The organism is Amycolatopsis samaneae (assembly GCF_039541975.1).
GTDB classification, from domain to species: domain Bacteria; phylum Actinomycetota; class Actinomycetes; order Mycobacteriales; family Pseudonocardiaceae; genus Amycolatopsis; species Amycolatopsis samaneae.
Window position 1 is genome coordinate 60918 of the sequence record NZ_BAABHG010000006.1, and the last position, 25537, is coordinate 86454.

Below are 25537 nucleotides of genomic sequence, written 5' to 3' on the forward strand. Positions count from 1 at the left end.
CCGAAACGGTCCCGGCGGGCTGCCCGTGCCGTCAGCCCGGTACGGCGATGACGTCCTTGCCGACCAGGCGACTCCCGTCGAAGCACAGGCGGTACACCGACCGAGGTACCGGCACGACCGCCACGCTCGTCAGGTAGTACTCACACGACGCACCGGCCGGGCGCGGTGGTTCGGCGACCTCGAACGACCGCAGATCCAGCGCGGGCAGTACGGATTCCACGGTGGTACGCGGCGCGCCGACCGCGAGCCGGTCGTAGTCGGCCCGCGACAGCACCGAGTTGAAGACCCAGAGCGCGAAGAGCCCGGCCACGAGCACCACCACACCCGCGCTCAGCCCGAAGGCCACCACCAGCCCGCGCGTCAGCCGCAGCTTCGTCCGGCGCTGTTCGGCCTCGAACCCGCGACGGGCCCCCTCCGTGTGTGGGTGGTTTCCGGGCAGGACAACGGGTTCGGCGTGCGGAAGCGTCGCGGTCACCCGGAAGCCACCCTCGTACGGGCCCGCGGTCAGCACGCCGCCCGCGACGCGCACCCGCTCTTCCAGACCGATGAGCCCCCGTTTTCCTTGGGGGACGGGCATCCTCTTCGCAACGGGCGGCGCGTTGACGACGTCGACGACCGTCTCGCCGGAGCCATAGCCGAGGCGCACCCTGACCGGGGCGCCCGGCGCGTGCTTGGTCGCGTTGGTCAGCGACTCCTGCACCACCCGGTACGCGGCACGGTCCGCGATCGGCCGGAGCGCGACCGGTTCGCCGGTGTGCTCGAGCGTGACGTCCGCTCCGGACGCCGCGGTGCGATCGACGAGTTCGGCGATGCTCTCGTGCACGGGCCCGGCCGGCGCCGGCTCCTCGCGCAGCACGCCGATGATCGTGCTCAGCTCTTCCGTGGCGCCGGTCACCGAGCGGCGCGTGTCCGCCGCGAACCCGCGCAGCCGCTCGTCGGCGGCGGGATCGATCTCGAACGCACCCGCCCGCAGCACGAGGAGGCTCAGCGCGTGCCCGAGCGAGTCGTGCATGTCCTGCGCGATCCGGGCACGCTCACGCAGCCGTTCCTGCTCGGCCGTGATCTCCTGTTCGCGCTCCAGCTGCCGTGCCCGTTCCCAGCCCGCCGTGGCCAGCTCGGCGTTCACCCTCCGGTAGCGGCCCACCAGCCACGGCAGCACCCCCAGCAGCGTCAGCGCGAGCAGCAGGTAGGCCGTGGACACCAGATCGCGTGCGACCCGGGGCAGCGGGTCGCCGGACAGGTAGCCGACGCCGATCACCGCGAACAAGCTGCCGGACACCACCACCGCGAACGCGGCCAGCGGCCATCGCGCCTCCCGCACCGATCGGCCGACCAGGTAGCTCACGGTCGCGAGCACCAGCGGGTAGGTGAGCTGGAACGACGGGCTCAGCGCAGCGCCGTCGAGCTGGCCGACCGTCAGCGCTCCGGCGATGAGCCACGAAACCAGCGGACGGATCCTGATCAGCGCGCCCGCCACGACGAGCAGGACCAGGTTCATCCCGACGACCCACCACGCGGCACCGTGGGCACCGCGCAGCAGCCGTTCCGCGAGCGCGAACACGACGAAAGCGGCCCACAACATCGTGTTGCCGGTGGACTGGGCACGCGCCAGCGCGGCGAAGAAGGACTTCACTCGATCACCTTGTGTCTCCGCTAGCATCGAGGACGATTCCCGGGGGAGATTCGATGATCCGTGTGGTGCTGGCCGACGACGAAGCGATGGTGCGCGCCGGGGTGAAGGGAATCCTGGACAAGGACCCGGAAATCGACGTCGTCGCCGAAGCGGGCAACGGGCGCGAGGCGATCGATCTCGTCGCCGAGCACCGGCCGGATGTCGCGGTCGTCGACATCCGGATGCCCGGCCTCGACGGTTTCGCCGCGACCGAGGCGATTCGCCGAGCGAACGAAGGCACCGCCGTCATCATGCTCACCACCTTCTCCGAGGACGCCTACATCGCCAAGGCGCTGCGTGCCGGGGCCAACGGCTTCCTGCTCAAGTCCGGCGATCCCCGCGAGCTGATCACCGGGGTCCGCGCCGTCTCGGAAGGCGCCGCGTACCTGTCCCCCAGTACCGCGTCCAGGGTGCTCACCACCCTCAGTGGTGACCGGATGGCCCGCGCCGAGGAGGCGCGGGCGCTGGTGGACGGGCTGAGCCCGCGCGAGCGACAGGTACTCGCCCTGCTCGGCGCGGGAAGGTCGAACCGGGAGATCGGCCGCGAACTGTTCCTCGTCGAGGGCACCGTCAAAAGCTATGTCAGCACCATCCTCACCCGCCTCGGCGTCCGCAACCGCGTCCAGGCCGCGATCATCGCCTACGAGGCCGATCTGGTGGCGGAGGACCGGTAGGTCCCGGCTGCCGGGGCAGCACCCGGGTGGGTGCCTCGCTCGCGGGCGGGCGCGCGAACAACAGCACCCCGATCCCCGGCCGTCCCGCATACCTCAGCACCAGCCCGGTGACGCGCTTCTCCAGCGACCGGCTCACGATCCACGCCACCACCGCGCCGAGCAGCAGCCCGGCCAGTACGTCGTGCGGATAGTGCACGCCGACGAACACGCGGGAAAGGGCCATCAGCACCGCCAGCCCGGCAATCCAGGGGGCGATCCGCCGCCACGCGATGCTCAGCCCCACCGCCGCGGCGGCCGCGATCGTGGCGTGGTTGCTGGGGAACGACCAGTCTCCCGCCTCCGGGCATGCGGCGACGGTCGCCCCGCTGGGCAGCCCCCGGCACGGTCGGTCCTCGTGGATGACGAGCTTGAGCAGCTCACTCAGTACGTAGGCACCGGCCGTCGCCGCGGGCGCCAGCAGAGAAAGCGCTATCCCACGTGCGTCGTTCTTCGCCCGCGCGCGCCACCACGACACCACGAGAAGCACGCCGAAGATCAGCAGGCCCACCTTGGTGTACAACGCGCCCAGGCTCTGGAACCACGTTGGTGTGCCGGCGGCGAACTCGACGACCTCGTCGTACAGACCACTTCCGGATCCCGCATCCGACAACAACCGCGTCGGCATCGTCATCCCCTCCCCCTCGTTCTCGGTTTGATCACCAAGTTAGGAAGGGAGAAGACTCCGGCGCTGCGCCCGATCGGCACCGATCCGTGCTGTCTTCGGCGGGGTCGCACCCCTTACTTTCGTCAGTCCCGGCCTACTCGGCCGTGTCCGTCCAGGTGACCGGGAGCTCGTGGACGCCGTAGATGTTCATGTCGGTCTTGAGCTTCACCTCGCGCGCCGGAATCGCGAGCTTCAACGTCGGGAAACGACGCAGCAGCCCGGCGAAACCGGCACGCATCTCGACACGCGCCAGCTGCTGGCCGAGGCACTGGTGCACGCCGTGCCCGAAGGACAGATGGCCGCGCGCCTTGCGGTGGATGTCCAGTTCGCCGGCGTTTTCGAAACGCCCCGGGTCGTGGTTGGCGGCCAGCAGCGACACCACGACCGTCGAGCCCGCGCGAATGGTTTCCCCGCCGAGTTCGAGATCCTCGGTGGCGTAGCGGTAGAAGATGTCGGCGACCGAGAGATACCGCATCAGCTCCTCGACGGCGGCGGGCAGCAGTTCAAGGTCGGCACGCAGCTCGGCCATCTGCTCGGGGTGTTCCAGCAGCGCGAAAGTGCCCAGCGCCAGCATGTTCGCGGTGGTTTCGTGCCCGGCGAGCAGCAGCAGGAACCCGATCCCGACCAGTTCCTCGATGCTCAGGTCCTCGTCACGGGCCAGATCCGACAGGATGTCCTCGCCCGGCTCGGCACGTTTACGCGTGACGAGTCCGGCGATGTAGGTGGTCATCCCACCGAAGGCGGCCATCTTCTCCTCGAGCGTCACGTCCTTGACCATGAACTTCGCGGAGTTCGCCTGGAAGCCCTCCCGCTCCTCGTACGGGACCCCGAGCAGTTCGCAGATCACCAGCGAGGGCACCGGCAGCGCGAACTCCTTGACCAGGTCCACCGGCGGGGTCAGCTTCTCCAGCGCGTCCAGCTGACGCTCGGTGATCTCGGCGATGTGCTCTTCCAGCTGCTTCATCCGCCGGACGGTGAAAGCGCCGGTCAGCTTGCGCCGTAGCCGCGTGTGGTCCGGCGGGTCCATGGCGATGAACAGGCCCGGCGTCTGCGGGGACGGCTCGGTCTGCACCGGCATCCCGGGCGTCTCGTACGGCACGTGGACGACGCCGAGGTCCTGACGGGAGCTGAACCGGGTGTCGGCCATCAGCTGACGGACCTCGTCGTACCCGGTGACGAGCCAGCCCTCGTGCCCGTCCGGGAACACCAGCGGGCTGACCGGGCGGGTCTCGCGCAGCCGGGTGACGGCGCGGGGCGGGTCGAAGGGGCCCGCGTCGCGTTCCATGGGAAGACCGTGCGGGATGGCGTCCGTCTGGCTCATCGAATTTCCTCTCCGTGGCGGTGTGGTGATCACGATCGCCATCGGGCCTGACACGCCCCTGACACAGGTCTGACACCGGGGAAACCCGTCGCTCCCGCATGGCAAAATCGGCCGGGTGCAGATCGGGCTACTGGGACCATTCGAGGTTCGCGCGGACGAGGGCGTTCCCGCCGACGTGCCGGGCGCCCGGTTGCGCGGGCTGCTGGCCGCCCTCGCGCTCGAAGCGGGCAGGGTGGTCCCGAAGGCGACGCTCGTGGACTGGATCTGGGGCGAGCAGCCCCCGGCCGAGGCGGCGAATGCCTTGCAGCGCCTGGTTTCCCGGCTGCGGAAGGCGCTGCCGGACGGCTCGGTCGATGGCCAGCCGGACGGCTACCGGCTGAAGGTGGACCCCGACGCCGTCGACGCCGTGCGGTTCGAGCGCCTGGTCACCCAGGCCCGTGACGACGCGGATCCCCGGCGCGTCCAGCTGCTGCGCGACGCGCTCGCGCTGTGGCGTGGCGCGGCCATGCAGGACGTCGGCCTGTCGGAGAGCGCGGCGTTCGACGCGGCGGTCACCCGGCTCGAAGCGATCCGCCTCGCCGCGCTGGAGGACCGGTTCGACGCGGAGATCGCACTCGGTCACGGCGCCGAACTCGTCGCGGAACTCACCGACCTGGTCACCGCGCACCCGGTACGGGAACGGCTCGCCGCCGCGTTGATGCGTGCCCTCGTCGCGTCCGGTCGTGACAGTGAGGCACTGCTCGTGTACCAGCGCGTGAAGGAGGCGCTGGCCGACGCGCTGGGCGTCGATCCCTCGCCGGAGCTGTCCGAACTACACGTCGCGCTGCTGCGGGGCGAGGTGAGCCGCCGGGAGGAGCACCGGAAGACCAACCTGCGTGCCGAACTGACCAGTTTCGTCGGCAAGGACACCGACGTCACCACGGTCCGCGAGCTCGTCGCCGGGCACCGGCTCACCACGTTGATCGGGCCGGGCGGCGCGGGGAAGACCAGGCTGGCCACGGAAACCGCGCGCACCCTGGTCGGCGATCTGCCGGACGGTGCCTGGCTCGTCGAGCTCGCCGCCATCGGCGCCGACGGCGGCACGGGGGGCGGGAACAACACAGGGGACGGGAAGAATGTCGCGCAGGCGACGCTCGCCGCCCTGAAACTGCGGGACGCGCTGCTCGGGGACGCACCGGACGCCGAGCCCGCGGATCGGGTGGTCGCCGCGGTCCGGGACCGGGCGATGCTGCTGATCCTGGACAACTGCGAGCACGTCATCGAGTCCGCGGCCGCGTTCGCCCATCAGGTGCTCGGCGAGTGTCCCCGGCTGCGGATCCTCGCGACGAGCAGGGAACCTCTCGGCATCACCGGCGAGACGCTGTGGCCCGTCGCGCCGCTGGCCCTGCCCTCGGCGGACGCCACTCCCGCCGAGATCGAGTCCGCCCCGGCCGTCCGGCTGCTGCGCGACCGGGCCGTCGCGGTGCGTAAGGACTTTTTGGGGGACGGGACAACCACGGCCGACGCGGGCACGTTGTCGACCATGGCCCGCGTCTGCCGGGCGCTGGACGGGATGCCGCTGGCCATCGAACTCGCCGCGGCCCGGTTGCGCACGATGTCGCTCGACCAGCTCGCCACCCGCCTCGACGACCGGTTCCGCCTGCTGACCGGTGGCAGCCGCACCGCGCTGCCCCGGCACCGGACGCTGCGCGCGGTGATCGACTGGAGCTGGGAGCCACTCACCGACGCCGAACGGACGGTCCTGCGCAGGCTCTCGGTGTTCTCCGGCGGGGCGAGCCTGGAGGCCGCCGAGCAGGTCTGCGCGGACAGGGAATCGGGGGTCGAGCCGGGGCAGGTCCTCGAACTGCTGACCGCGCTGACCGAGAAGTCGCTGGTGGTCACCAAGGACGAGGGGGCACCGCGCTACCGGATGCTCGGCACGATCAAGGAGTACGCCGAGCAGCGTCTCGCGGAGGCGGGGGAAACCGGCACCGCGCGCCGAGCGCATCTGGCGTACTTCACCGAGCTCGCCGCCACCGCGGAACCGCATCTCCGGCGAGCCGAGCAACTGGAATGGGTTGCCACGCTGGAAACCGAGCACGACAACATCGCCGCCGCCATGCGCGGTGCGCTCGCGGCGGGCGAGGCGCAGGAGGCGATGCGGCTCGCGGCGGTGTCCGGCTGGTACTGGTGGTTCGCCGGGCACAAGGTGGAGGGCAGCGAGCTGATCATGGCGGCGATCGCCGTGCCCGGCGAGGTGGCCGACGAGATCCGGGCCGTGGTGTACGGATTCGCCACGATGCTCGGCGTCTCCGGGCGGAACGACCAGCACGACGCGGCCGAGTGGATCCGCAAGGCGTACGAACTCAGCAGGCGGGTCCCGCACTGGCACCCCGCGCTGCGGCTCGCGGCCTCGCAGGAACGCATGCTGCACGGCCCGGACGCGCTCCTGTCCGCGTGGGAACCGTTGCTCACCGACGAAGAACCCTGGGTACGCGCGCTCGCGTTGATCCAGCACGGCAAGGCGCGGATCGCGCTCGGCCACGACGCGGACGCGCTGCTCGAAAAGGCGCTCGCCGGGTTCCGCGCCATCGGCGACCGGTGGGGAATCTCGTTCGCGCTGACCGAGCTCGCGGAACGCATCGCCGCCCGCGGCGAGTTCGCCGGCGCGGCCGGGTACTACGAGCAGGCGATCACCGTCGCCACCGAGATCGGCGCGCTGGAGGACGTCGTGCGGATGCGGCCGCGGCAGGCCCAGCTGCGCTGGCTGGCGGGCGACGAGGAGGCGAGCGAAGCCGCCATGGCGGAGGCGCAGCGGCACGCGGACCGCGTCGCCTGGCCGGAGGCGCTGACCGAGCTGGCGCTGGCGAAGGCGGAACTCGCGCGATGGCGTGGCGACACCGAACAGGCGCGTCGCCACCTCGACGTCGCGACGGCCATGTTGGGTGACGCGGCCGAGCGGGCGCAGGTCCGGGCGGTGACCCACGATCTGCTCGGCTACCTCGCCGAGGATCTCGGCGAGGCCCGCGAGCACCGGGCCGCGGCCGTCGAGGCGGCGTCCGAGGTAGGGCACGCGCCGATGATCGCGGGGGCGCTCGTCGGGGTCGCGGACCTGGCGCTGCGGCAGGAACGGTTCGAGCAGGCCGCGCGGCTGCTCGCGGCGAGCGTGAGCGTGCGCGGGACGCCGGATCGGGCAGGCCCGGACGAGGCCCGGATCGAGCAGGCCGCGCGAAGCCGCCTCGGTGACCGGAAGTTCACCGAGGCGGCTGACGAAGGGGCGAAAGCGAGTTGGCGCGAACTCGTCGCGGTCACGCTCGCTTGCTGAACTTGGCGCGGGCCCACAGGTAACCGACGATGCCGATCCCGAGGCTCCAGGCGATCGCGGCGATCGTCTGGCCGGTGGACGGCGTGCCGTTGAACAACCCGCGCAGGGTTTCGATGATCGGCGTGAAGGGCTGGTACTCCGCGAATTCCCGGATACCGGGCCCCATTTTCCCGGCGGGCACGATCGCGCTGCTCAGGAACGGCAGCATGATCAGCGGCACGGTGACGAACCCGGCGGATTCCGAGTTCTTCGCGGCCAGCCCGAGCGCGATGGTGAGCCAGCTGACCGCGAACACCATCAGCACGACGACGCCGATCGCGGCGAGCCACTGTGGGAAGGACGCGACGGGCCGGAATCCCATCAGGAGTGCCACACCGGTCATGGCCACCAGCGCCAGCATGGTACGCACCACAGTGGACACGACCTGGCCGGTCAGCACCGCGCTCCGGGAGACGTCCATGACCTTGAACCGGTTGATGATGCCGTTGGTCATGTCCGCGCTGACGGCCATCGCGGTCGGGCTGAGCCCGTAGCTGACGGCCATCATCAGCATTCCGGGCGTCGCGTAGTCGACGTAGTTTCCCTGGACGTTGAAGGCGCCGCCGAACACGTAGACGAAGATCAGCATCATGATGATCGGCATCAGGACCGCGTTGAACAGCGTGACGCGATTCCGGCGGGTGTGAAGGAAGTTGCGCCGCAACATCACCATCGTCTGGGACTTCATCACGCCGCCACCTCCGAGCCGGACACCGTGTGGCCCGTGAGGGCGAGGAAGACGTCGTCGAGATCGGGCGTGTGGACGGAGAACTCCTCGGCGCCGAGCGAGTACTCGTCGAGCCGGTCCAGCAGTGTCCGCACCGACCTCGTGCCGCCGTCGCTGGGCACCCGCAGGGCCAGCGCCTCCTCGTCCCGGGTGGAGTCGGTGAGGATCCGCGCGGCCGCGTCGAGTTCCGCGGCGGTGGTGAACACCAGCCGGACGTGGGTGCCGGGGATCCGGCGCTTGAGCTCGTCGGGGGTGCCCTCGGCGACCAGGCGGGCCTGGTCGAGCACCGCGACCCGGTCGGCGAGCTGATCGGCCTCTTCGAGGTACTGGGTGGTGAGGAAGATCGTCACGCCCTCGGCCACCAGGTCACGGATGATCGACCACATCGTGCGGCGGCTACGTGGATCCAGGCCCGTCGTGGGCTCGTCGAGGAAGATGATCCGCGGGTTGCCGACGAGGGTCATCGCCAGGTCGAGCTTCCGGCGCATCCCGCCGGAGTAGGTCGCGGCGGGCCGGTGTGCCGCGTCGGCCAGCTCGAAGCGTTCCAGCAGCTCGGCGACGATCCGCTTGCCGCCGCGCACCGGGGCCCGGCTCAGATCCATCATCAGCTGCAGGTTTTCCTGCCCCGTCAGCAGTTCGTCCACCGCCGAGAACTGACCGGTGACCCCGATCGCCGCGCGCACCGCCTTGGCCTCGGACTCGATGTCGTGCCCGGCGACGCGGGCCGTCCCGCCGTCGGCCCGCAGCAACGTGGTCAGCACGTTCACCGTCGTGGTCTTGCCCGCCCCGTTCGGGCCGAGCAGGGAGAAGACCGTCCCCGAGGGGACCGTCAGGTCGATGCCGTCCAGCACGACCTTGTCCCCGTAGGTCTTCCGGAGCCCGGAAGCCGCAATCGCTGTCTCTGTCATGCGGCCACTTTCACCGGCCGCCCTGACACCGTCCTGACCCTGACCTGACACGCGCGCTGACACCGCGCGCCGGCCGCCGGGTCAGCGCGGCGCGAGGTTGTCGATGATCAGGGAGAGGGTGAAGTCGAAGCGGTCGTGTCCGGTGCCGGCGGTCAGTTCGGCCGCGTGGCGCCGGGTGTTCGGGAAGCTGTCGGCGGGGAGCGCGGTGAACCGGTCGATCAGTTCTTCCCGGCTGAGGACCCAGTCGTCGCCGTGGTGCCGCCGCCGTTGCTCGACGATGGAGCGCTCCAACGCGTAGGCGCTGACGTAGAGGGTGAGCGCGTCGAGGACCCACGCGGCGGTCTGTGGTTCGATGCCGCCGGCGAGCAGGATCGCCAGGATTCCTTCGCCGACCCGCAACGTTTCGAGGTGGGTGGGGACCATCGCCAGCGCGGCGCGGGAGACACCGGGGTACTCCAGGTAGAGATCGCGGATCTGGGCGTAGACGTCGCGGATCTGCTCCCGCCAGCCGACCGGATCCGGTGCGGGGAGCCGAATCCCGGCGCAGAGCCTGGCGACGAGCAGATCGTCGAGATCCTCCTTGTTGAGGATGTGCGCGTACAGCGAGGACGGCCCGGTGCCGAGCACGGCGGCGACCCGGCGGATCGTCAGCGCGTCGTAGCCCTCGGCGGCGATGACCTGGAGCGCGGCGTCGGTGATCCGCTCGGCCGTGATGGGCGGCTTCCTCGGCGCCCCGGTCGTGGTCGAGGTGGCAGCCCGCGCATGACGAGCCGCACGGCGCCGGCTGGGATCAGCAGACATGGCGACCACTATAGCCAGACACGAACTTAGTTCGTCACCGAATTCGCCCCGAGTGACGTGGAACTGGGGGCCCACTCGAACAAGGTGACCACCGCCCGGGGGTCCAGGGGGCGGAGCCCCCTGGCGGGGGTTTGGGGGTTCGACCCCCAAAGACACAACGAAGAGAGCCCCATTTGCGCTTTCGGCAAATAGGGCTCTCCCGCGAACGAGTGGACCCTGGGGGACGGTACTACAACACAACTGTGCAGGTCAGGAAGCTCGAGGCGCTCATCCGGAAGCTACAGGATCCGAGCGGACCGACGCGAAGTTCACCCGAACGGCGCAAGTCGGGGCGAGCCAGGCAGCTGACCGACCGACAGATTGGCGAGCTGATCAAGGACTACGAGGGGGGCGCGACGATCTATGACCTCGCCGAACGGTTCAAGATCAATCGGAAGACGGTCAGTAACCTCCTACATCGAGCTGGCGTGCAGATCCGCGGACGATTGACGAAGGAGCAGGTCGACGAAGCGGTACAGCTGTACGCGACCGGCTGGTCACTTGCGCGGATCGGTCAGAGGTTCAGCACGACGGCGGACACGGTGCGGGCTCGACTGCTTGAGCGTGACGTGCAGATGCGAGATACACAGGGACGGGAGCGCTAGCGGAGTCGCTACACGTGAGCAGAACCTGACCCCGTGGGCGAGGCGCCGACACCTCGCCCGCGGGGCTACCAGCTAGTTGTTCTTGTGCTTCGTCTTGTCGACTTCGATGTATCCCTGTCCGGACTTGGGTGTCGGAGGCAAGGGCTTGCCCTTGACCGCGGTCACCTCGACCTTGCTGCCCGGAACCTTGTACTGGCCCGAAGAGGGCGCGGGCGTCCCCGGAGGGATCGTCTTCTTGGACATGACTGCGACTTTCTGTCGGTGCGAGCTTGAACACCAAGTGGCGGCGCAGCCTTGTTGCCTACTGCCACTGCCTTGTACCGTCGCAGAGCACGCCAATGCACTGGACCCCGGCCGAGGTGCTGACCCCGGTCGGGGTCTTTCTACTCGCTGGCTAGAAGTGTACTCGGCGACTCCGACAGTATTCGCATCCACGACACAGCATGTTGTCCGCCGTGTCGCATTGACCCCCACATGTAGCGCTTCGGTCACTGATAGCGAACAGGTGTGCGAAGAGTTGCTTCGGGTGGCAGCCGACCGTGTCCGCCTCTGCTTGGGCACCTACTGCTGGTAGTGCGCCCAGACGAGCGAGGCGATGACGGAGACGGCGCTCGCCACTGTGAAAAGCAGCGCGAGCCACTCCACGGCGGTAACTGCCAGACGCGCCCGCATGTTCACGACGTCCCCGTATGACGTCGGCAGCACGGCTTCGCGGCCGCGCCGGCGAAGACTGATGTACATCAGGGTGGCGGCGACCAGGGAGAACACGGCCGCGGTGACGCGCAGACCTTCCGGGATGGACATGATGACTGACCTTCCTCTTGGGTGGATCCTTCGCCTATTGAGGAAGCGCCAAGGCCGGCTCGGGCAGGACGTCCGGTCGTAGCGCCCGGGAAGCAAGGTGAAGGAGCCGAGGATGAGCTGGCTGGAACCGGCTCGGGTCGCGACGGCAGGGGCAGCACAGGCCAGACAGTGGCCAGCATTGCGCCTATTCGCCCAAGCAAGGAATGGCCTTGGAAACCATCAGAACCTTGCTTGGACGAATTGGTACAATACTATGATAGTGCGCACCGCGCTGGTTTAGATTAAAACAATTGAAAGGTAAGTCAAATCTAAACCAGCACAATACTATGTTGGCGCGCACCGCGCTGGTTTAGAATAAAAGAGAACTGAAGGACCTCAATCTAAACCAGCACGGTGTGCAGCCTCTACTTTAGAGTAGGTCTATATTAAACAAATGTCAAGACCGCTTGTCTTCGTCGCATCCTGAAGCTGTGGAAAACCGGCCTTTACCCTCGAATATGGCCGCATATGACACATGCCCTTCGTCGACTACAAGGAGGTGCTCTTGCAAAACTCATCGTGTCATTCTAAAATAGAAACCAGCTATGACGTTGCACTCCAAAGAACCAATAGATAAAATAGACCCCCTTGCGTATTACCTGCATTCTCGCGGGTTCGGGAATGTCTACGACCGCATGAACTGGACAGAAAATCTAAGAGTTACTGTCCGGCACTATCTCCTTAAAGAAGTACCAGATGAATTCTACGCCGAGTTCGCAGAGGGGATCGGCCGCGGCGCACCCGGCAGCTCACGGGAAGAACAAGTAGAGTACATCCTGGCGCAGCATGCACCGTGGGAAATTGCATTCGAAATCCATAACGCGGCGGTCATCTACGTACCAACTTTTGCCCAGCTCATGACCTACCTTGAGACAGACTTGCACAAGGATGCTTGGGCAGACGCCGCCAGCTGGCTCGCCCGCCGCGTTCCCGACAAACTACTCAAGGAACTGCTCGCACGGGGTGACGAGTACGCCGGCACGGACGCGTCCTCCTATGGCGACCCGATTGAAGGCGTGTACCAGCTCACGGAGGCTTTGGCTGAACGGGGATCCCTTCCAGAGCTTCTGACCCTCTGGAACGAAGTGAACCCACCAGCTACCCCGCCACCCACCACCACCGAGATACGGGCCTGGGCGCTCGAGAACGGCTACTCCGTGAAGAGCCGAGGCCTCCTGCCAGCCAAAGTGGTGAGGGAGTACGAGGAGGCGCACGCAGGGCGGGGCGCTGAGTAGCCGATAGCGGGCAACGCTGTCGTCAGGGCGCAGGCCACGAGCCCGTCTGCGTCGCGGGCGCGAGGTAAACTCGCCACAGCCTCTTACCTTGCCCGCTAACGAAGGTCAAGCTCTGTGAACGATCTACTCGCTCCGCTCACCTCTGCACAACTGGCGCTTCTACAAACCATCGCCGAACCGATGCTTGAACATGGCAGGTGGCCCAAGTGGCAGTTTGCGGAAGCGGCCATGCGCAAGCGTGGGTACAACGGCCGAGAGGTCCTTCAGTCCCTGCCGCAACGGATGGCTGCTCGAGCTGTACTCCCCGCATACGGCCTGGTTTGGTACGACTGGCGCAACCTGCAGCCGGACAGCGAGATCCGTCTGACGGTCGCGGCCTCAGTTCATCTTCCCGAGTACAAGCAGATCGGCTGGAACTTCATCAAGGCCTTGCGCTACATGATCAAGAAAATTGCCGAGCACGAACCCGATCCCTTTGAAGTGACACTGATCGACGTGACATCGGAGGATCTTCGCAGGGACACCGGGCTTGACTACTCTTTTATTCGAGCACTTCCCGGCATACTTCAGAATGAGCCGTTCAACCTCACCACTTCATACCAAGCCGATATCGTGGACGACCTACGGTGGACACTCACACTCGGCCCTATCCTTGCAGAGTACGAAGACGTCACTACTGTCGAGCAATACGTGCACCGCGCAGTCACGCTGGTCGGCAGCTTGGAGGATAAGACACCCTCGGGCGTAGACATCACCGAAGCCAGCATCCCAAGCGCGACTGAGACGGCGTCACCCGCGGCGAATGAGCGCGTCTTGGCTGGCAAGCAGTACGTCAACCAGAAGGTGATCGACGCTCTCGAGCAGAAGGAGACGACGAGCTCGTTCAGCCTAGACAAGCTCCTTCAACTGATCAACGAGCTGAACACTAACTACGCACTCGGCAACCCGTACGCTTGCCATGCTCTCCTGCGTGCCATACTTGATCATATTCCCCCAGTCTTTAGCCAACCTCACTTTCAAGCTGTAGCGAGCAACCACAACTGGTCTCAGACCGACAAAAGGTACATGAAGTTGCTCGTCGAGTTCAGGAACCAGGCCGACGACGTCATGCACCGGCAGATCCGTAAATCAGTCACTGTCATTGACATGCACGACGTCCCTCAAAAAGCGTGGATCAACGCACTGCTGGTTGAGGTAGCTGAGGTGCTCTAGCATCGACGATCAACGGATCGATGATCTCCTCGTAGATCACCAGTCCCAGTAGAAACCGACCACTGTTCGCTCAACAGCATCAACGTAGCGATGAACGACCAGGTTGTTATCAAGCCTGAATTCCTCGCGGCCAATGACTCTGTTTTCAGGCCCGACGTAGTGCTCCCACTCAGCCCAGAAGACACGGCTCGGCAGCCTGTTCGGGTGGAACTCGACCCTGATGTCCAGATGGTCTATGCGTTCATGAGTTCCGCGACGCATTTCTCGCGGCGGTGCCGTATCGTACTTAAGCAAGGTCCAGAACTCGATATATCGCTCCTCTCCGCGAAGTAACGGGCGAGGAAACATCAACTCGACTGCCCATATGCCTCCGCCGGCGTTGTACATTGCGCCCGGCTTGCCTCCGCGAACCGCGCGTACTCGAGCATGCGGGGTGTCGATGCGGTACTGGTAGCTCGCCAGCCCATCCACCCGTGAACGAATCATGATCTCCGTGCGGTGACGAGCGGGGAGGCCGTCTGGTCCGAGCCAGTGGTGCTCCTGAAGCTTGAGGGTGTCAAATTCAGGTGACCGATAGCCGGGCACCTCGCTTGGGGGTGGCAGGACGCCCACGATAACGCTTGGACGTTCTTCTCCGCGGTACAGCAGGCGCGTACGGTCGGCGTCACTCACAGAGAAGTTGAACGCCGCGATGAACGTACGCAGCAGGTTCGGACTCAGGCTGACGCCACGCAACGCTTTGCTCACCGGATCCTTCAGACTCCGCGGCAGGTCCGTCCTTGTCTCTGGCTCCAGGCTCGCATCCCACAGGTATCGCGCCAAGACCTGGCAGACGGCCGCTTGGTTGACGGAGTCCGGCTTGATCTCGTCGGCCGCCGCTTCCCAGAGATCACGATACAGGCCCGGCTGGCGCAGCAAGTCACAGATGTGCAGGCCAGCAGCCTGTTCAGCTCGACGCTGTTGCTCAGTCTTCCCTGGTCTCGGCATCCCCGGCTGCTCTCCTTGGTTGCGAGCGACATCTGCGCGACAAGCCATCCGTACCGTCCAGCTACGACGGTACTGGATCGAGGCAGAAGGGAGGTGACGACGATGAGCAATGGTCGATTCGAGACGCAGGACAACAACCCGGACGCCTGGGTAGGCGTGTCTTCGGATGGCGTTCACCAAGACACGGGTACCCCCGTGGCCTCGGAGTTCATCATCCAGGGCAAGAACCCGCCCGACCACATCCACATCGGGTTCGATGAATCTGGCGATCAGATTTTTGACTCGTCGGAATAGTCCCACGGTCACCAACCGGCCTCTTCGGCACAGCCGGAGAGGCCGGTCTTACGCTGAGCAAACTAGACCGTCTGAATCAGCGACCGCTTCAGCTGCGCTCGCGTAGACCTCATCGCTAGCTTGGAGAAGAAGCTGCCAATGAGGAACCTGATGCAACTCGGCTCGACGCATTAATTCAAACCAGCTGGCAGAGTGTATGACCTGCATAATACTTATCATCTGTCGAGCTTCGGCTATAGAACTCTGGGGCCAGCATCTGGCAACAGCAGTCTCAACCTCAGCCACCTCAGAGACTGAAAAATTTCGTCCAGCTCGCTGCGCAGCAACTACATTCTGGTATATATGATTAAGACTTCGCATAATTTTCATTCCAAAAGAGGGATGCTTGGGATCGCTCCAAGTCGTTTAAGGTGCGGCTGACAACCTGACACCTCCCCATCTTAGATTATATCTAAGTATTGCACGGAATTGCAAGCCAAGAGACTGCGCTACTCTGCCAGCCCCTTCGCAGGTGACAGGTAGCTTTCGTCGAGCGGATAGATGCTTTCCGGCTGATCAACTCGCAGCGGGCGTCCCGGAGTCCGTAGGATCGGTCCCTCGACGACGATCGTCCGCGCTGTACGCATCCACTCATGCGCAGGATCAAGCTGCTGTTCAGTTAGGCGCACGCGAATCTCAACTTGCCGACCGCGCCTGATCGTCTGCAAAGCCACCTCGCCGTAGGGGTCGTTTGGCAGATGTCGGACTTCAACGATCGGTCCGGTGAAAGTACCTCGCGAATCTCGCTTTGCAGTTGAGAGGAGCCGTGCCGTACGAGTAAGCAGATCAGTCGCGGTTGCCGGCACAGGGACCGTGTCGGGAACCGCTGCCGGAGATGTGAGACCCGATGCCCAACCGAACCGCGCCTCGAATGTTGTAACAGACGGATCGTCGAGTACTTCCCTGACTGCGAGTACGAACTCACGCGACACCCCGGCCGCGATAAGGTCGTGCATGTCGGAGGGCCGGGGATCTCGAGCTGGTTGCACGATCCGGGTCTCGACCGCGGTGAGTGCTTGTGCCAGGGTACGCGTCACTCGACGTTCGGGCGGCTCCGGGGCGACACGGGTGACTTCGCCTTCCTCTGTCCAGAAGTGAGCCGGCCCCTCAGAGGTCTCCTCGGTGAGCGGCACTAGGACCGGCAGCACATAGGAGCCCTCTTCGGTATGGCCAAGCCGTGCTCGTTCGACGATCTGATCACCGAGTCGCGAGAAGTTACCAGCGATGTGCGCCCGAGGCCGCAGCGCGGTCGTCGCGATCGCACGCAACATCTTGTGGGCGGCACTGACGAGACCCACTCCCGCCGCGAGCGGGATGGACCCCCTGATGACCAGGTCGTCTGCTGCCCGGAGGCGGGTTACGTCGGTTAGCAGGTGTTGGATACGACCTGCGACCTCATCGACCGAACGTCGTTCGAAGGCCGCAAGGCGCTCAACGACGCTTCGCCACTCAATGCTGCCAGGTTGCATCGAAGCTGGTACTACGATGGTGGTCATTTCGTCGGCTTCTCGAGCATGCTGCCACAGCGAACCCGCTACGCCGGGAGCCAGTTCGACCCACTGGTTCCGCCGGAGATAGCCCCGAACGTTGCCAAGGAGTGCCGCATCTCCCTTCACTGCGAGCCACCAGGCCGAAATACTGCGAGCAAGTCACGGTGCCATATCGAGAACGTTTCCGCGGTCAATCTCTGAGCTTTCGGGATCACGAGCGACCGCCCGAGTCGGTCGGTATCAATCCTCTGCCAGAACGCCGCAGTGTGGTGCATCGTGCCCTCTGCCAGGTGTTCAAGCCAGGACGGGTGTCTCGCCGGAACGACCACGAGAACGAAGTACACAGGCAGCAGGCACTGTTCCCATTTGCGAATCCACTCCTCCTTCAGGCGCCACGTCTTCGTCTTGCCACCGAGCGTCAGGCGGCTGGTGCATTTCACCTGCACGCCTACTGTCCCCTCGGGGAATCGTACGTCACAGTCCGTAGCGAGGACATCTTCATCCGGCGACGTCTCGTTCAGCCCGACTCCTGCCTGGGCGCAGACATTGCGGAGGTACGACACCCCGTAGCGGGCCTTCTGTCCGTTTGGCCGCAGGATACTCGCAGCATTCGGTGGCTGCAGTGACGCTGTGAGCTGCGCGGATGCCATCCAACGACCATAGATCACGGCCAACCGGTGCGTACGTCACAAGATGGTCTACCAGAGACGAGCACCTACACCTGGCGTGCGGCGTAGCCTGGCGCACGCGGCTACTTACCAGCTTGCAGCGGCAGGCTGTGGTACCTCTATGCAGTGTCTCCTGATCTCCGTGCCGACGACATGCAGGCGCTCCTGCGCCGCCTAGCTAACCGTGACCGGGTCCAAAGCGAGGCCACACTTCAAGCCGACGTGCGCCAGCTGCTGCTCAGCGGCGGCTTGAACCTGGCCGAGCACGACCTGGAAGTCGATCTCGAGACACAAGTTGGAGACCGACGACGGATCGACATCGAGATCGGGTTCACTGCGATCGAGATCAAGAAGTCCCTACGTAGCGCTGCTGTCCTCCGAGACGCCGAGCGGCAGCTCCACGGCTACGTCACTACCCGCAGTGGCCAGGTCGACCAACCCTACGTCGGAATCTTGACTGACGGGGCAACCTGGCGGGCGTACCGCGTCCAGGGAGCTGAGTTAGCGCTTGCTTCTGAACACACGCTGAAGGCGACCCGACCTGATGGCACTGCGCTCCTGCTATGGCTCGAAGGTGTGCTGTGCACTCAGCGTGACATCCCACCGACACCTGTTGAGATCGCACGACGACTTGGCGCAACGAGCACATCCTACTATCTGGACCGTACTGAGCTAGCCAACCTCTACTCGCAAAACGCCAACTTGCCAACCGTACAACTAAAACGGCAACTTTGGGCAAGGCTCCTTCGTACCGCTTTGGGAACTCAGTTCGAAGATAACGATGCCTTGTTCATCGAACACACCCTGCTGGTCAACTCGGCGGAAATCATTGCCCACCTGGTACTGGGAATCTCAGTAACAGACATGCAACCCGCATCCATCTTGCGGGGTCAGCGATTTGACCAGGCGCAGATTTACGGAGTCGTCGAGCAGGACTTCTTTGACTGGGTACTTGAAGTGCCAGGCGGCGCAGATCTTGTGCGCACACTAGCGCGCCGCCTATCGCGATTTGCATGGGGCGAAGTAGAGCATGATGTCCTTAAGGTCCTCTATGAATCCGTTATCGAAACCGAGACACGGAAACGTCTTGGCGAGTACTACACGCCAGATTGGCTGGCAGAACAGGTCGTAACAGAGACAGTACGTCAACCACTGGCGTCGCGAGTACTTGACCCAGCGTGCGGTTCTGGTACTTTTCTCTTTCATGCCGCTCGACGCTATCTGGAAGCCGCCGATGCGGCGTCAATACCACTGAAGCAGGCACTCGAAGGACTCACCAGGCACGTAGTAGGAATAGACCTGCATCCCGTAGCAGTTGCCCTCGCCCGCGTAACCTACGTGCTCGCAATCGGACGCGATCGTCTAGTTTCAGAAGAACGAGGCGCCATTGGAATACCCGTATATCTGGGCGACAGCGTCCAATGGACGCAACGCCAGGACCTATTCGATCAAGAACAATTAGTTATTCGAACCGGGACCGGCAATCAACTGTTCGAAAATGAACTACGCTTCCCCGATCACCTTTTAGAAGACGCTGGCCGCTTTGACCGCCTTGTAACCGAGCTTGCTGACTTAGCAGCACGGCCACGCCAACGAGGAACCACTCCTTCTATCAACGCACTTGCAAATCGCCTCGCCATCGGCCCCGAGGATCGGCCGGGCTTAGATCACAATTTCCGAGTACTATGCGAGCTTGTCGACGAGGGAAGGAATCACATCTGGAGCTACTACGTGCGGAATCTCGCACGTCCTATGTGGATGTCCAGGCCAGAGAACCGAGCTGATGTCATGGTAGGGAACCCGCCATGGCTTTCCTATCGACACATGCCCGCAGACATGCAGCAGAACTTTCGTGAACTGGCAACCAATCTCGGTATTTGGCAGGGGCAAGAGGTCGCCAGCCATCAGGACCTGTCGGGCCTCTTTATCGCCCGCACGGTGCAGCAGTACCTTGCCAGCGGAGGTTCGTTTGGTTTCGTCATGCCCAATGCAGTACTAGATCGGGCCTACTGGAGGAATTTTCGTACCGGAAAATACCTTGACCCCTTTGGTCCAGTTGAAGTTGACTTTGCTACTTCTTGGGACTTGCGGAGAATCCGACCACACTTCTTTCCGCGAGGCGCCGCCGTCTTGTTCGGTAAACGAGCAAGCTCACGTGGTGCAAAGGAACTACCTCGCGAAACCATACGTTTTATAGGCAAGCTTCCGCGAGGAACCCAGAGCTGGCAGACAGTCCGACAGCATCTCTCAAAAGCCGAAGCGAGATTATCCCTAGTTGACGAAACTCTAATTGACTCACCATACAAGACACGCTTCGAAAACGGGGCGACCATCTATCCTCGGATACTATTCTTCGTCGACATACAGCAAGCCGGACCACTAGGACTTGGCCGCGGGCGCACTTCCGTGCGCTCCACGACGAGCAGTAACGAGAACTCGCCATGGAAGGAATTGCCGCGCCTTGAAGGCGTCGTCGAGACTGAGTTCGTACGCCCTGTTTTGCTAGGCGAGAGCATACTCGCCTACCGATCGCTTCCGCCGAGGCACGCGGTCCTTCCTATCGAAGGATCGAAACTACTCAGCGCCGAAACATCGACGATAGAACCATACCCTAGGCTTACCGAGTGGTGGAGTCAGGCAGAAGAAGTATGGGCGTCTAATCGGTCCACCGATCGACTCTCGTTGCTCGACAGACTCAACTTTCGCAACGAACTAATAAAGCAGCTTCCTGGAACACCATTGCGTGTCGTATACAGTAAATCCGGCATGCACGTTGCAGCTTGTCTCGTCGATTCACCCAATGTCATAATCGAGAACACTCTCTACTGGGCTACGGTTACAACTCGAGAGGAAGGCTGGTACCTCTGCGCCATCCTCAATACCCCTACGCTCACAGATTTAGTTCGACCGCTAATGTCGTACGGCAAAGATGAACGCCACATTGATAAGCATCTTTGGAAGCTTCCCATTCCGCTTTATGACGCAGCTAACCCGACTCATCGCCGCCTAGCAGAGTTGGGGGCTGCCTCAGCGGAGCGCGTCGCAAACCTTGACATTGACATGTCAGCTAACTTTGTGACCCTCCGAAGGAGGATCCGAGAGCATCTCGCAGCTTCTCCGCATGCCGACGAACTTGAAGAGATCGTCGTCGGCATGTTGGATCAGTAAGGTGCAACAGTCCTGCCACACGCCATACGTCGATGTCCTGATCTCGTAGCGCGCGGGCGACCCCCACTCGCCTGGGATTCCCAAGACGTCAAGCAAGCGGGCATCGCGGAAGAAGACGACAGACGCCAGCTAGACCGGCCTGACCACTGCTTATGGTTAGTCGCAACCTTCACTCGTGCACTGGCGAGTCCAGTGGCAGCAGCTTGAGTCGGTTGAAATCCAGGATCACCGTAGGATCGTTCTTCAGCTGCGCGGCCGCGCCGCGAAGCTTCGAGTCGAGTACGCCGTGAAGGCGCACCACCTGGTCAACGGTCCATCGGACAGCCTGTTCCCGTTGGGCTTCGTCGGCGTCCTCGAGCACGAACCCGGAGTTGTAGACCGAGATGCGACTTGCTCTCTTGTCTTCAAGCCGCTCCCAGACAAGCTCGAAACCGAGTTCTCGGTGGATGGCCTCGTGCTGCTGGTAGAGGAAGTCGAACAGGTGCTTGGTCGCCTGCTGTCCAGCTGACTCCTGCATGTCGAGGTACAGCTCGATGCGGTAGCCCTGCTTGCTAAAGGTCAGCGCGTAGTAGCCAAACGGCCCGCCGGCGAATGAGCACCAGTTCGCCGGTTGGATCCGCGGTGTACGGATCGCCGGATACTCCTGTGTCAACAGATCGAACACTTCCTCGAAGAACGCCATCCGCGGCTGGTTCCTCGACGAGGCCACGGCCTTCGAGGTCTCTTTGGCGGCTTTGCTCCAGTCATTCGGCTCGAGGACTACGTCCAGAACTGGCGCCTTCGCCGAGTCGCCGATGCGCACCACGCTTAGCTCGATGCCGAAGACTCGGACATCGGAGTCAGTACGCTCGTTGAGCCAGGTCAGCGCGCTGCGATGCTCGTCGCGGAGCCGCGTCGTGATCCAGATGACCGTTGACGCCTCTAAGCCGCTGGCATAGACGAGCAGCTGACCGAGGTGCATGTGGTCACTGGGCTCGAGCTGGTTCTCGATGATCACGGGTCGGCCGTCGGGGTCGGTGGCCTGGATGTCGAGCCGGAACTCGCCGACGTGGACTTCCTGGGCGACGACGGTGAGCGGCAGGCCGATCGCGTCGCTGAGCACCTCGATGTTCGCCGCCAACCACGGCGTGAAGTCGACAGCCTCGTGTTGCCAGATGTCGCGGGGGTTGGCGAGCCGTTCCAGCCGGCCGAGGCCGAGCGCGTCGATGCCCATGGCCAAGACGTAGCATGCCGGGCACCGCCGACGCGAGCTTAGTGAGAAGTTCACAGGCCCGCGTCCTACCTGCGTAGCGACTACCAGCCAGCCACGTCTCATGACACTGTCTTCAGCGGCGGTTGAGAGTCATCGTCGGAATCAGGCGGTGGCTGCTCGAGGATCGGGAGCATGAATTCTTCACGCCTGCGGCTATAATAAATAGATTCAGCTTCCTTGCGCGCTTTCGTGAGCTCAAGTTTCTTGTCTGCTCGCATGAGCGCTCTAGTCAGTCTCAAAAGGGTTCTCGAATCCCGTCGCTCCTGCATGCCAGCCCGGACATAGTCGTTGGGCAGGCGAATGATCACAGCGATCGCGCTCAAGATACTTGCGAGCGCCTGAACGATAGGCGTGAAGTCGTAGGGCTGCATCCTGCGTATAAGGAGGAGCGCGACGGCGATCGCTAGGGAGCCGCCAACAAGATGTGGCCCGTGCTCCAGCACGAAGACCAGGTTGGGGTCGGCGCCGCCGTCCGCCGCCGCAAGGAACGTGGTCGCGTCGAGGACGTGTCCGGTATTGACCATGCTATGCGCAACAGAACCGATCAGATTCGGCCGTCTCGCCGGGTGCCGTCAGGCGCTATAGCGTGGCAGTTTTGTTGCTACCTCCTTTTCTTTGATATGCCATAGCTCGCACTCAGTGCGACAAGGCCCAACGGCTACCAATAGCGAGACGAAATCTTGCAAGATCAAGACGGTGATCCGGCCACCAACCAGCCCTTGGCCTCGAAACCGCACTTTCGAAACCACGAAAACTAGTAAAGGCGCGATCACGCGGGCGCCCCATGGAGGCAGACGCCCCCGGGGCGAAGGCCGTGAGCCTGGCCAGCAAGGAGGTGACAGCTCTGGCACGAGCCCTCACCTTCGCCAGAAACATCGCGTACATGAATAACATTCACTCTTCCTTTCTTTCTTGATCACTTTGGCGGTGGTCTGAGTGGAAGCTCGGACCACCGCTGAGCGCAGCCAGAATACAGAAGGTATGTGCAACGAAGGCGCACCAAACGCGTGTCGTGACAGCTAGCTGACAGATGTCGCGACACGTGTTCACTTTCGAGCGGCGGTCGGGATACGCCTCACTGCCTGTCGCCCGAGTCTGCTCGTCACCAAGGCACCGCCGGGGATGCCACGCCAGCCAGCTACGCGGCACGGCGATTGACACCGAACCTCAGGCCAGGTCAGTGCTGCACTCTCGCTGGAGGAAGTCGATCAGGGGCGATCGATCGGTAGGCTGGTGGCGAATTCGGGCAGGACAGCGCCGAGGGAAGCTTGCTAGGCTCGGCGATAGCGGCCGTCTTGGTAGCTGTGTCCGGGGATCTCGTTGACTGCGTTGTGCAGATCGGGATTGTCCAAGGCCGCAGCGGTAACCGCCTCACCCAACATCCCAGCCGCCCTCGGACATACTGGCAAGCGGCGGCAAGACCTTCCGGAGGTCCTTCACCACGACTCGGCCCGAGATCTGAGCGGCGAAGTCCCGGATACTGATGGCGACCTCGCCGTATTGCGCCGTGAACGCAGCCCGAAGCGTGGGCGACGAGCGCGCTAGAGCATGCTGGACGCTAGTGCTGCATGTACGGAGATAGCGAATCGGCTTGTCGCCAACGACGTACAGCTCAGCCCGCTTGCCGCTCGTGTCAAGGGCCAGTCCGACGAGGTCGGCGACGAGAGATCGCTGGCGCATCGTGTCGGCTCCCTTCCAGAAGGCGACCTTGAACTCGGCGATGCGGTGCGTCGTCTCGAGGTCGAATTTCCGGCCTGGGTCGTTGCCAGCCGCCAGCGACGGCCGTTTAAGAACGCGCTCCCCTGGCTCAAGGATCAGTGGCAGCGCGCGCAGGATGACCGTCGCATGGATCAAGTCGTTGATACGCCCCGCGTGCTGACGTACGAGCAACGCAGCACTCAGCAGTTCCTCGGTCAAACCGGCATCGGCGACCACGCGGTCGACGCTCGCGAGATCGACATCTGCCAGTGCATGTTCGACCGCACCGATACGAGTCGTGAAGTTCTCCGCAGCGAGGAACCCGACCAGCGACGCGAAGGCCTGGCCGACCGTGGCGAGGTCGGCGGGGCCGGTTGAGCAGTCAGTTGGTGCTGCACTGAAGGTGCAGATGACCGATCAGGCGAACCAGGCGTCCCCGCGGTACTGGCAGGCTCGCCGGGGATCGGACTGGTTGCGAGTCCCAGTCTCCGGAGCGCCCGCAAGGCGATGTGAGAGGTGTACTCGTTCCGCGGATACCTATCACCAGCTCGAGCAGCTGTTCGGCGGCCAACGTCGTCCGGGAAGTTCAACCCAGTGCTCTACGACGCGTTCCGGAGTCATCCGGGCCGCGGCGACGTTCACCGCGTCCAAGTCGAACTCGTACTCGATCCCATTCAGGCGGAACTGCGCCGCCACGGTAGCAACGTGTGTGCCAGCGACTTCACTGTCTCTCACGCCGCGTCCTCCGGGCGCGCCTTCGCTACCGCCGCAGTACTCAGGAGTCGTTGTGACGTAGAACCTGTTACACCCATCAGAGCCACATGCCAGGCCACAGCAGGAACCAGGCCACCCTAACCTCCAAGGTGGAGGACCGTGGGCGTGCGGTATGTCTGGCAACTGCCGTTGGCCGTACGATGCGGTACTCCCGACAAGATTCCTCACCGCTGAAAGGTCACGATGACGGCAGACGACAACAAGGCCAACGACACCACGCACCGAGATCCCGGCGATGAGGACGTTGACGTTCCCCACGCTGCTGTCGAACTGGGAGTGTGGGCACGAGCAGCGACCTCGGTTGTCTCCCTGGCGTGCCTAGCGGCTGGTTCAGTGGCGGTATTCACCAGCAATAACCAAGCTGGAACGGCTGTTCTGTTCGCTGGCGGCGTCTTTGGCGGAATCATTGCCCTGGGCGGCCGACTGCCGACAAGCATCAAGATCGGCGACAACGAGATCAAGCTCGCCCAGGCGCGCTTTCTGAACGCTGCCACGAAGAAGATCGACAAGGCCTCTCCAGAGGAGGCCGGCGAAATCATTTCCAGCGTCGCCGCCAGCGCCGCCTCTCCTCTAGCTGACGAGGACTTGGAAGCTCGCCAGCGTGCGGTCGCGCGGCGTCTCGCACGGCTTCAGTCTCTTGGCGAGAACTACCACCGTCTCGTTTATACAACCCTCCAAGGATGGGCGTGGAACAACAAGCATGTTCAACTGCAGGTTGATCAACGACCGTTCGACGTAACCGTCACGGGGAATTCAAAGACTGGTGTCGAAGCGGTGGCAAAGTCACCAAACACCACACTTTCGCCAGTAGACGTTGAACGGTTCGCAGACATGGTCTATGGAGCGAAAGATGAGTTGAACCACTTCGTACTTGTCGCCAACGTCCCTCTCGGAACGACCGCAAAGGACTTCTGGAGTAAAATTCCCGCCCTTCAAGAATCGAACGTCCAGTTCATAGTCGCGGAAGACTACTCGGAGATTGTGAACCAGCTCATACCCGCTATCGAGGAGTTCGAGCAAGAAAGCGAGTAGACACGTCGCCGGGCTCTAGGGCCACCCCCGGCAGTGTCGGCAGGAGCTGGAC

The 25537-nt window shown here is 63.9% G+C and carries 22 protein-coding genes; 9 read left to right on the top strand and 13 right to left on the bottom strand.

Translation table 11 applies throughout. The features are described from left to right. Window positions 1-31: 31 nt before the first annotated feature. A complete protein-coding gene (locus tag ABD987_RS16875) occupies window positions 32-1633 on the bottom strand; it encodes a sensor histidine kinase (RefSeq protein ID WP_345393598.1) in 1602 nt (533 codons plus the stop codon). 53 nt (window positions 1634-1686) lie between these two features. On the opposite strand from ABD987_RS16875, the gene ABD987_RS16880 reads away from it, so the two are divergent. Continuing rightward, window positions 1687-2346 carry a response regulator gene (locus ABD987_RS16880; protein WP_345393601.1) on the top strand — a complete coding sequence of 220 codons (660 nt, stop codon included), beginning with the start codon at window positions 1687-1689 and terminating at the stop codon, window positions 2344-2346. Here ABD987_RS16880 and ABD987_RS16885 read toward each other — a convergent pair. Continuing rightward, window positions 2306-3016, bottom strand: a complete 711-nt coding sequence (locus ABD987_RS16885; protein ID WP_345393604.1) for a phosphatase PAP2 family protein — start codon at window positions 3014-3016, stop codon at window positions 2306-2308. The genes ABD987_RS16880 and ABD987_RS16885 overlap by 41 nt on opposite strands. Before the next feature lie 127 nt (window positions 3017-3143). Beyond that, entirely contained in the window at window positions 3144-4370 is a 1227-nt protein-coding gene (locus tag ABD987_RS16890; RefSeq protein WP_345393607.1) for a cytochrome P450, read from the bottom strand. Between the two features lie 115 nt (window positions 4371-4485). On the opposite strand from ABD987_RS16890, the gene ABD987_RS16895 reads away from it, so the two are divergent. Further along, a complete protein-coding gene (locus ABD987_RS16895) occupies window positions 4486-7674 on the top strand; it encodes an ATP-binding protein (protein WP_345393610.1) in 3189 nt (1062 codons plus the stop codon). Here the strand turns inward: ABD987_RS16895 and ABD987_RS16900 are convergent. The 3 genes from ABD987_RS16900 to ABD987_RS16910 all read right to left on the bottom strand — a co-directional run bounded on the left by ABD987_RS16900 (window position 7658) and on the right by ABD987_RS16910 (window position 10149). Next, window positions 7658-8401 carry an ABC transporter permease gene (locus tag ABD987_RS16900; RefSeq protein ID WP_345393613.1) on the bottom strand — a complete coding sequence of 248 codons (744 nt, stop codon included), beginning with the start codon at window positions 8399-8401 and terminating at the stop codon, window positions 7658-7660. The genes ABD987_RS16895 and ABD987_RS16900 overlap by 17 nt on opposite strands. Next, complete coding sequence (locus ABD987_RS16905; protein ID WP_345393616.1) at window positions 8401-9348, bottom strand: ATP-binding cassette domain-containing protein; 948 nt, start codon at window positions 9346-9348, stop codon at window positions 8401-8403. Before ABD987_RS16905 ends, ABD987_RS16900 begins: the two co-directional genes overlap by 1 nt. 81 nt (window positions 9349-9429) lie before the next feature. Further along, the gene (locus ABD987_RS16910) at window positions 9430-10149 is read right to left on the bottom strand and encodes a TetR/AcrR family transcriptional regulator (RefSeq protein ID WP_378214090.1); all 720 of its coding nucleotides are present in this window, start codon (window positions 10147-10149) and stop codon (window positions 9430-9432) included. A gap of 242 nt (window positions 10150-10391) precedes the next feature. On the opposite strand from ABD987_RS16910, the gene ABD987_RS16915 reads away from it, so the two are divergent. Next, window positions 10392-10793: a helix-turn-helix domain containing protein gene (locus ABD987_RS16915; protein WP_345393622.1), complete on the top strand. Its 402-nt coding sequence runs from the start codon at window positions 10392-10394 to the stop codon at window positions 10791-10793. Between the two features lie 72 nt (window positions 10794-10865). Here the strand turns inward: ABD987_RS16915 and ABD987_RS16920 are convergent, their stop codons facing one another. Both ABD987_RS16920 and ABD987_RS16925 read right to left on the bottom strand, forming a co-directional pair. Then, window positions 10866-11036 (bottom strand): hypothetical protein, encoded by a 171-nt coding sequence (locus ABD987_RS16920; RefSeq protein WP_345393626.1) that lies wholly within the window; start codon window positions 11034-11036, stop codon window positions 10866-10868. A 318-nt stretch (window positions 11037-11354) separates the two neighbouring features. Further along, window positions 11355-11597, bottom strand: coding sequence for a hypothetical protein (locus ABD987_RS16925; RefSeq protein ID WP_345393629.1), 243 nt, complete (start codon window positions 11595-11597; stop codon window positions 11355-11357). A gap of 584 nt (window positions 11598-12181) precedes the next feature. On the opposite strand from ABD987_RS16925, the gene ABD987_RS16930 reads away from it, so the two are divergent. Next, entirely contained in the window at window positions 12182-12871 is a 690-nt protein-coding gene (locus ABD987_RS16930) for an Lsr2 family DNA-binding protein (protein ID WP_345393632.1), read from the top strand. 114 nt (window positions 12872-12985) lie between these two features. Then, window positions 12986-14083: a hypothetical protein gene (locus ABD987_RS16935; protein WP_345393635.1), complete on the top strand. Its 1098-nt coding sequence runs from the start codon at window positions 12986-12988 to the stop codon at window positions 14081-14083. 36 nt (window positions 14084-14119) lie between these two features. On the opposite strand, the gene ABD987_RS16940 is transcribed toward ABD987_RS16935, so the two are convergent. Next, window positions 14120-15070, bottom strand: coding sequence for a hypothetical protein (locus ABD987_RS16940; protein WP_345393638.1), 951 nt, complete (start codon window positions 15068-15070; stop codon window positions 14120-14122). Window positions 15071-15172: 102 nt separating this feature from the next. Between ABD987_RS16940 and ABD987_RS16945 the strand changes: the two genes are divergently transcribed. Next, on the top strand, window positions 15173-15364 hold the full coding sequence (locus tag ABD987_RS16945; protein ID WP_345393641.1) for a hypothetical protein: 192 nt from the start codon (window positions 15173-15175) through the stop codon (window positions 15362-15364). A 488-nt stretch (window positions 15365-15852) separates the two neighbouring features. On the opposite strand, the gene ABD987_RS16950 is transcribed toward ABD987_RS16945, so the two are convergent. Both ABD987_RS16950 and ABD987_RS16955 read right to left on the bottom strand, forming a co-directional pair. Next, the gene (locus tag ABD987_RS16950) at window positions 15853-16899 is read right to left on the bottom strand and encodes a hypothetical protein (protein ID WP_345393644.1); all 1047 of its coding nucleotides are present in this window, start codon (window positions 16897-16899) and stop codon (window positions 15853-15855) included. Between the two features lie 116 nt (window positions 16900-17015). Further along, a complete protein-coding gene (locus tag ABD987_RS16955) occupies window positions 17016-17543 on the bottom strand; it encodes a DUF4365 domain-containing protein (RefSeq protein WP_345393647.1) in 528 nt (175 codons plus the stop codon). Between the two features lie 240 nt (window positions 17544-17783). On the opposite strand from ABD987_RS16955, the gene ABD987_RS16960 reads away from it, so the two are divergent. Next, window positions 17784-20729 carry an N-6 DNA methylase gene (locus ABD987_RS16960; protein WP_345393650.1) on the top strand — a complete coding sequence of 982 codons (2946 nt, stop codon included), beginning with the start codon at window positions 17784-17786 and terminating at the stop codon, window positions 20727-20729. Window positions 20730-20898: 169 nt separating this feature from the next. Here ABD987_RS16960 and ABD987_RS16965 read toward each other — a convergent pair whose 3' ends face one another. Together ABD987_RS16965 and ABD987_RS16970 are read right to left on the bottom strand one after the other, a co-directional pair. Next, window positions 20899-21942, bottom strand: a complete 1044-nt coding sequence (locus ABD987_RS16965; RefSeq protein WP_345393653.1) for a DUF4268 domain-containing protein — start codon at window positions 21940-21942, stop codon at window positions 20899-20901. A gap of 98 nt (window positions 21943-22040) precedes the next feature. Then, entirely contained in the window at window positions 22041-22505 is a 465-nt protein-coding gene (locus ABD987_RS16970; RefSeq protein ID WP_345393656.1) for a hypothetical protein, read from the bottom strand. Between the two features lie 1024 nt (window positions 22506-23529). On the opposite strand from ABD987_RS16970, the gene ABD987_RS16975 reads away from it, so the two are divergent. Both ABD987_RS16975 and ABD987_RS16980 read left to right on the top strand, forming a co-directional pair. Next, a complete protein-coding gene (locus ABD987_RS16975; protein ID WP_345393659.1) occupies window positions 23530-24057 on the top strand; it encodes a hypothetical protein in 528 nt (175 codons plus the stop codon). Between the two features lie 579 nt (window positions 24058-24636). Further along, window positions 24637-25485: a hypothetical protein gene (locus tag ABD987_RS16980; RefSeq protein WP_345393662.1), complete on the top strand. Its 849-nt coding sequence runs from the start codon at window positions 24637-24639 to the stop codon at window positions 25483-25485. Window positions 25486-25537: the final 52 nt, after the last annotated feature.

What these genes read in the sequence shown, in the direction of transcription:
- ABD987_RS16880 (WP_345393601.1), top strand. Translation starts at nt 1,687, where the DNA reads ATGATCCGTGTGGTGCTGGCCGACGACGAAGCGATGGTGCGCGCCGGG.
- ABD987_RS16885 (WP_345393604.1), bottom strand. Translation starts at nt 3,016, where the DNA reads ATGACGATGCCGACGCGGTTGTTGTCGGATGCGGGATCCGGAAGTGGT.
- ABD987_RS16975 (WP_345393659.1), top strand. Translation starts at nt 23,530, where the DNA reads ATGCTGGACGCTAGTGCTGCATGTACGGAGATAGCGAATCGGCTTGTC.
- ABD987_RS16940 (WP_345393638.1), bottom strand. Translation starts at nt 15,070, where the DNA reads ATGCCGAGACCAGGGAAGACTGAGCAACAGCGTCGAGCTGAACAGGCT.
- ABD987_RS16945 (WP_345393641.1), top strand. Translation starts at nt 15,173, where the DNA reads ATGAGCAATGGTCGATTCGAGACGCAGGACAACAACCCGGACGCCTGG.
- ABD987_RS16950 (WP_345393644.1), bottom strand. Translation starts at nt 16,899, where the DNA reads ATGACCACCATCGTAGTACCAGCTTCGATGCAACCTGGCAGCATTGAG.
- ABD987_RS16965 (WP_345393653.1), bottom strand. Translation starts at nt 21,942, where the DNA reads ATGGGCATCGACGCGCTCGGCCTCGGCCGGCTGGAACGGCTCGCCAAC.
- ABD987_RS16910 (WP_378214090.1), bottom strand. Translation starts at nt 10,149, where the DNA reads ATGTCTGCTGATCCCAGCCGGCGCCGTGCGGCTCGTCATGCGCGGGCT.
- ABD987_RS16980 (WP_345393662.1), top strand. Translation starts at nt 24,637, where the DNA reads ATGACGGCAGACGACAACAAGGCCAACGACACCACGCACCGAGATCCC.
- ABD987_RS16930 (WP_345393632.1), top strand. Translation starts at nt 12,182, where the DNA reads ATGACGTTGCACTCCAAAGAACCAATAGATAAAATAGACCCCCTTGCG.
- ABD987_RS16920 (WP_345393626.1), bottom strand. Translation starts at nt 11,036, where the DNA reads ATGTCCAAGAAGACGATCCCTCCGGGGACGCCCGCGCCCTCTTCGGGC.
- ABD987_RS16925 (WP_345393629.1), bottom strand. Translation starts at nt 11,597, where the DNA reads ATGTCCATCCCGGAAGGTCTGCGCGTCACCGCGGCCGTGTTCTCCCTG.
- ABD987_RS16900 (WP_345393613.1), bottom strand. Translation starts at nt 8,401, where the DNA reads ATGAAGTCCCAGACGATGGTGATGTTGCGGCGCAACTTCCTTCACACC.
- ABD987_RS16970 (WP_345393656.1), bottom strand. Translation starts at nt 22,505, where the DNA reads ATGGTCAATACCGGACACGTCCTCGACGCGACCACGTTCCTTGCGGCG.
- ABD987_RS16905 (WP_345393616.1), bottom strand. Translation starts at nt 9,348, where the DNA reads ATGACAGAGACAGCGATTGCGGCTTCCGGGCTCCGGAAGACCTACGGG.
- ABD987_RS16955 (WP_345393647.1), bottom strand. Translation starts at nt 17,543, where the DNA reads ATGGCATCCGCGCAGCTCACAGCGTCACTGCAGCCACCGAATGCTGCG.
- ABD987_RS16890 (WP_345393607.1), bottom strand. Translation starts at nt 4,370, where the DNA reads ATGAGCCAGACGGACGCCATCCCGCACGGTCTTCCCATGGAACGCGAC.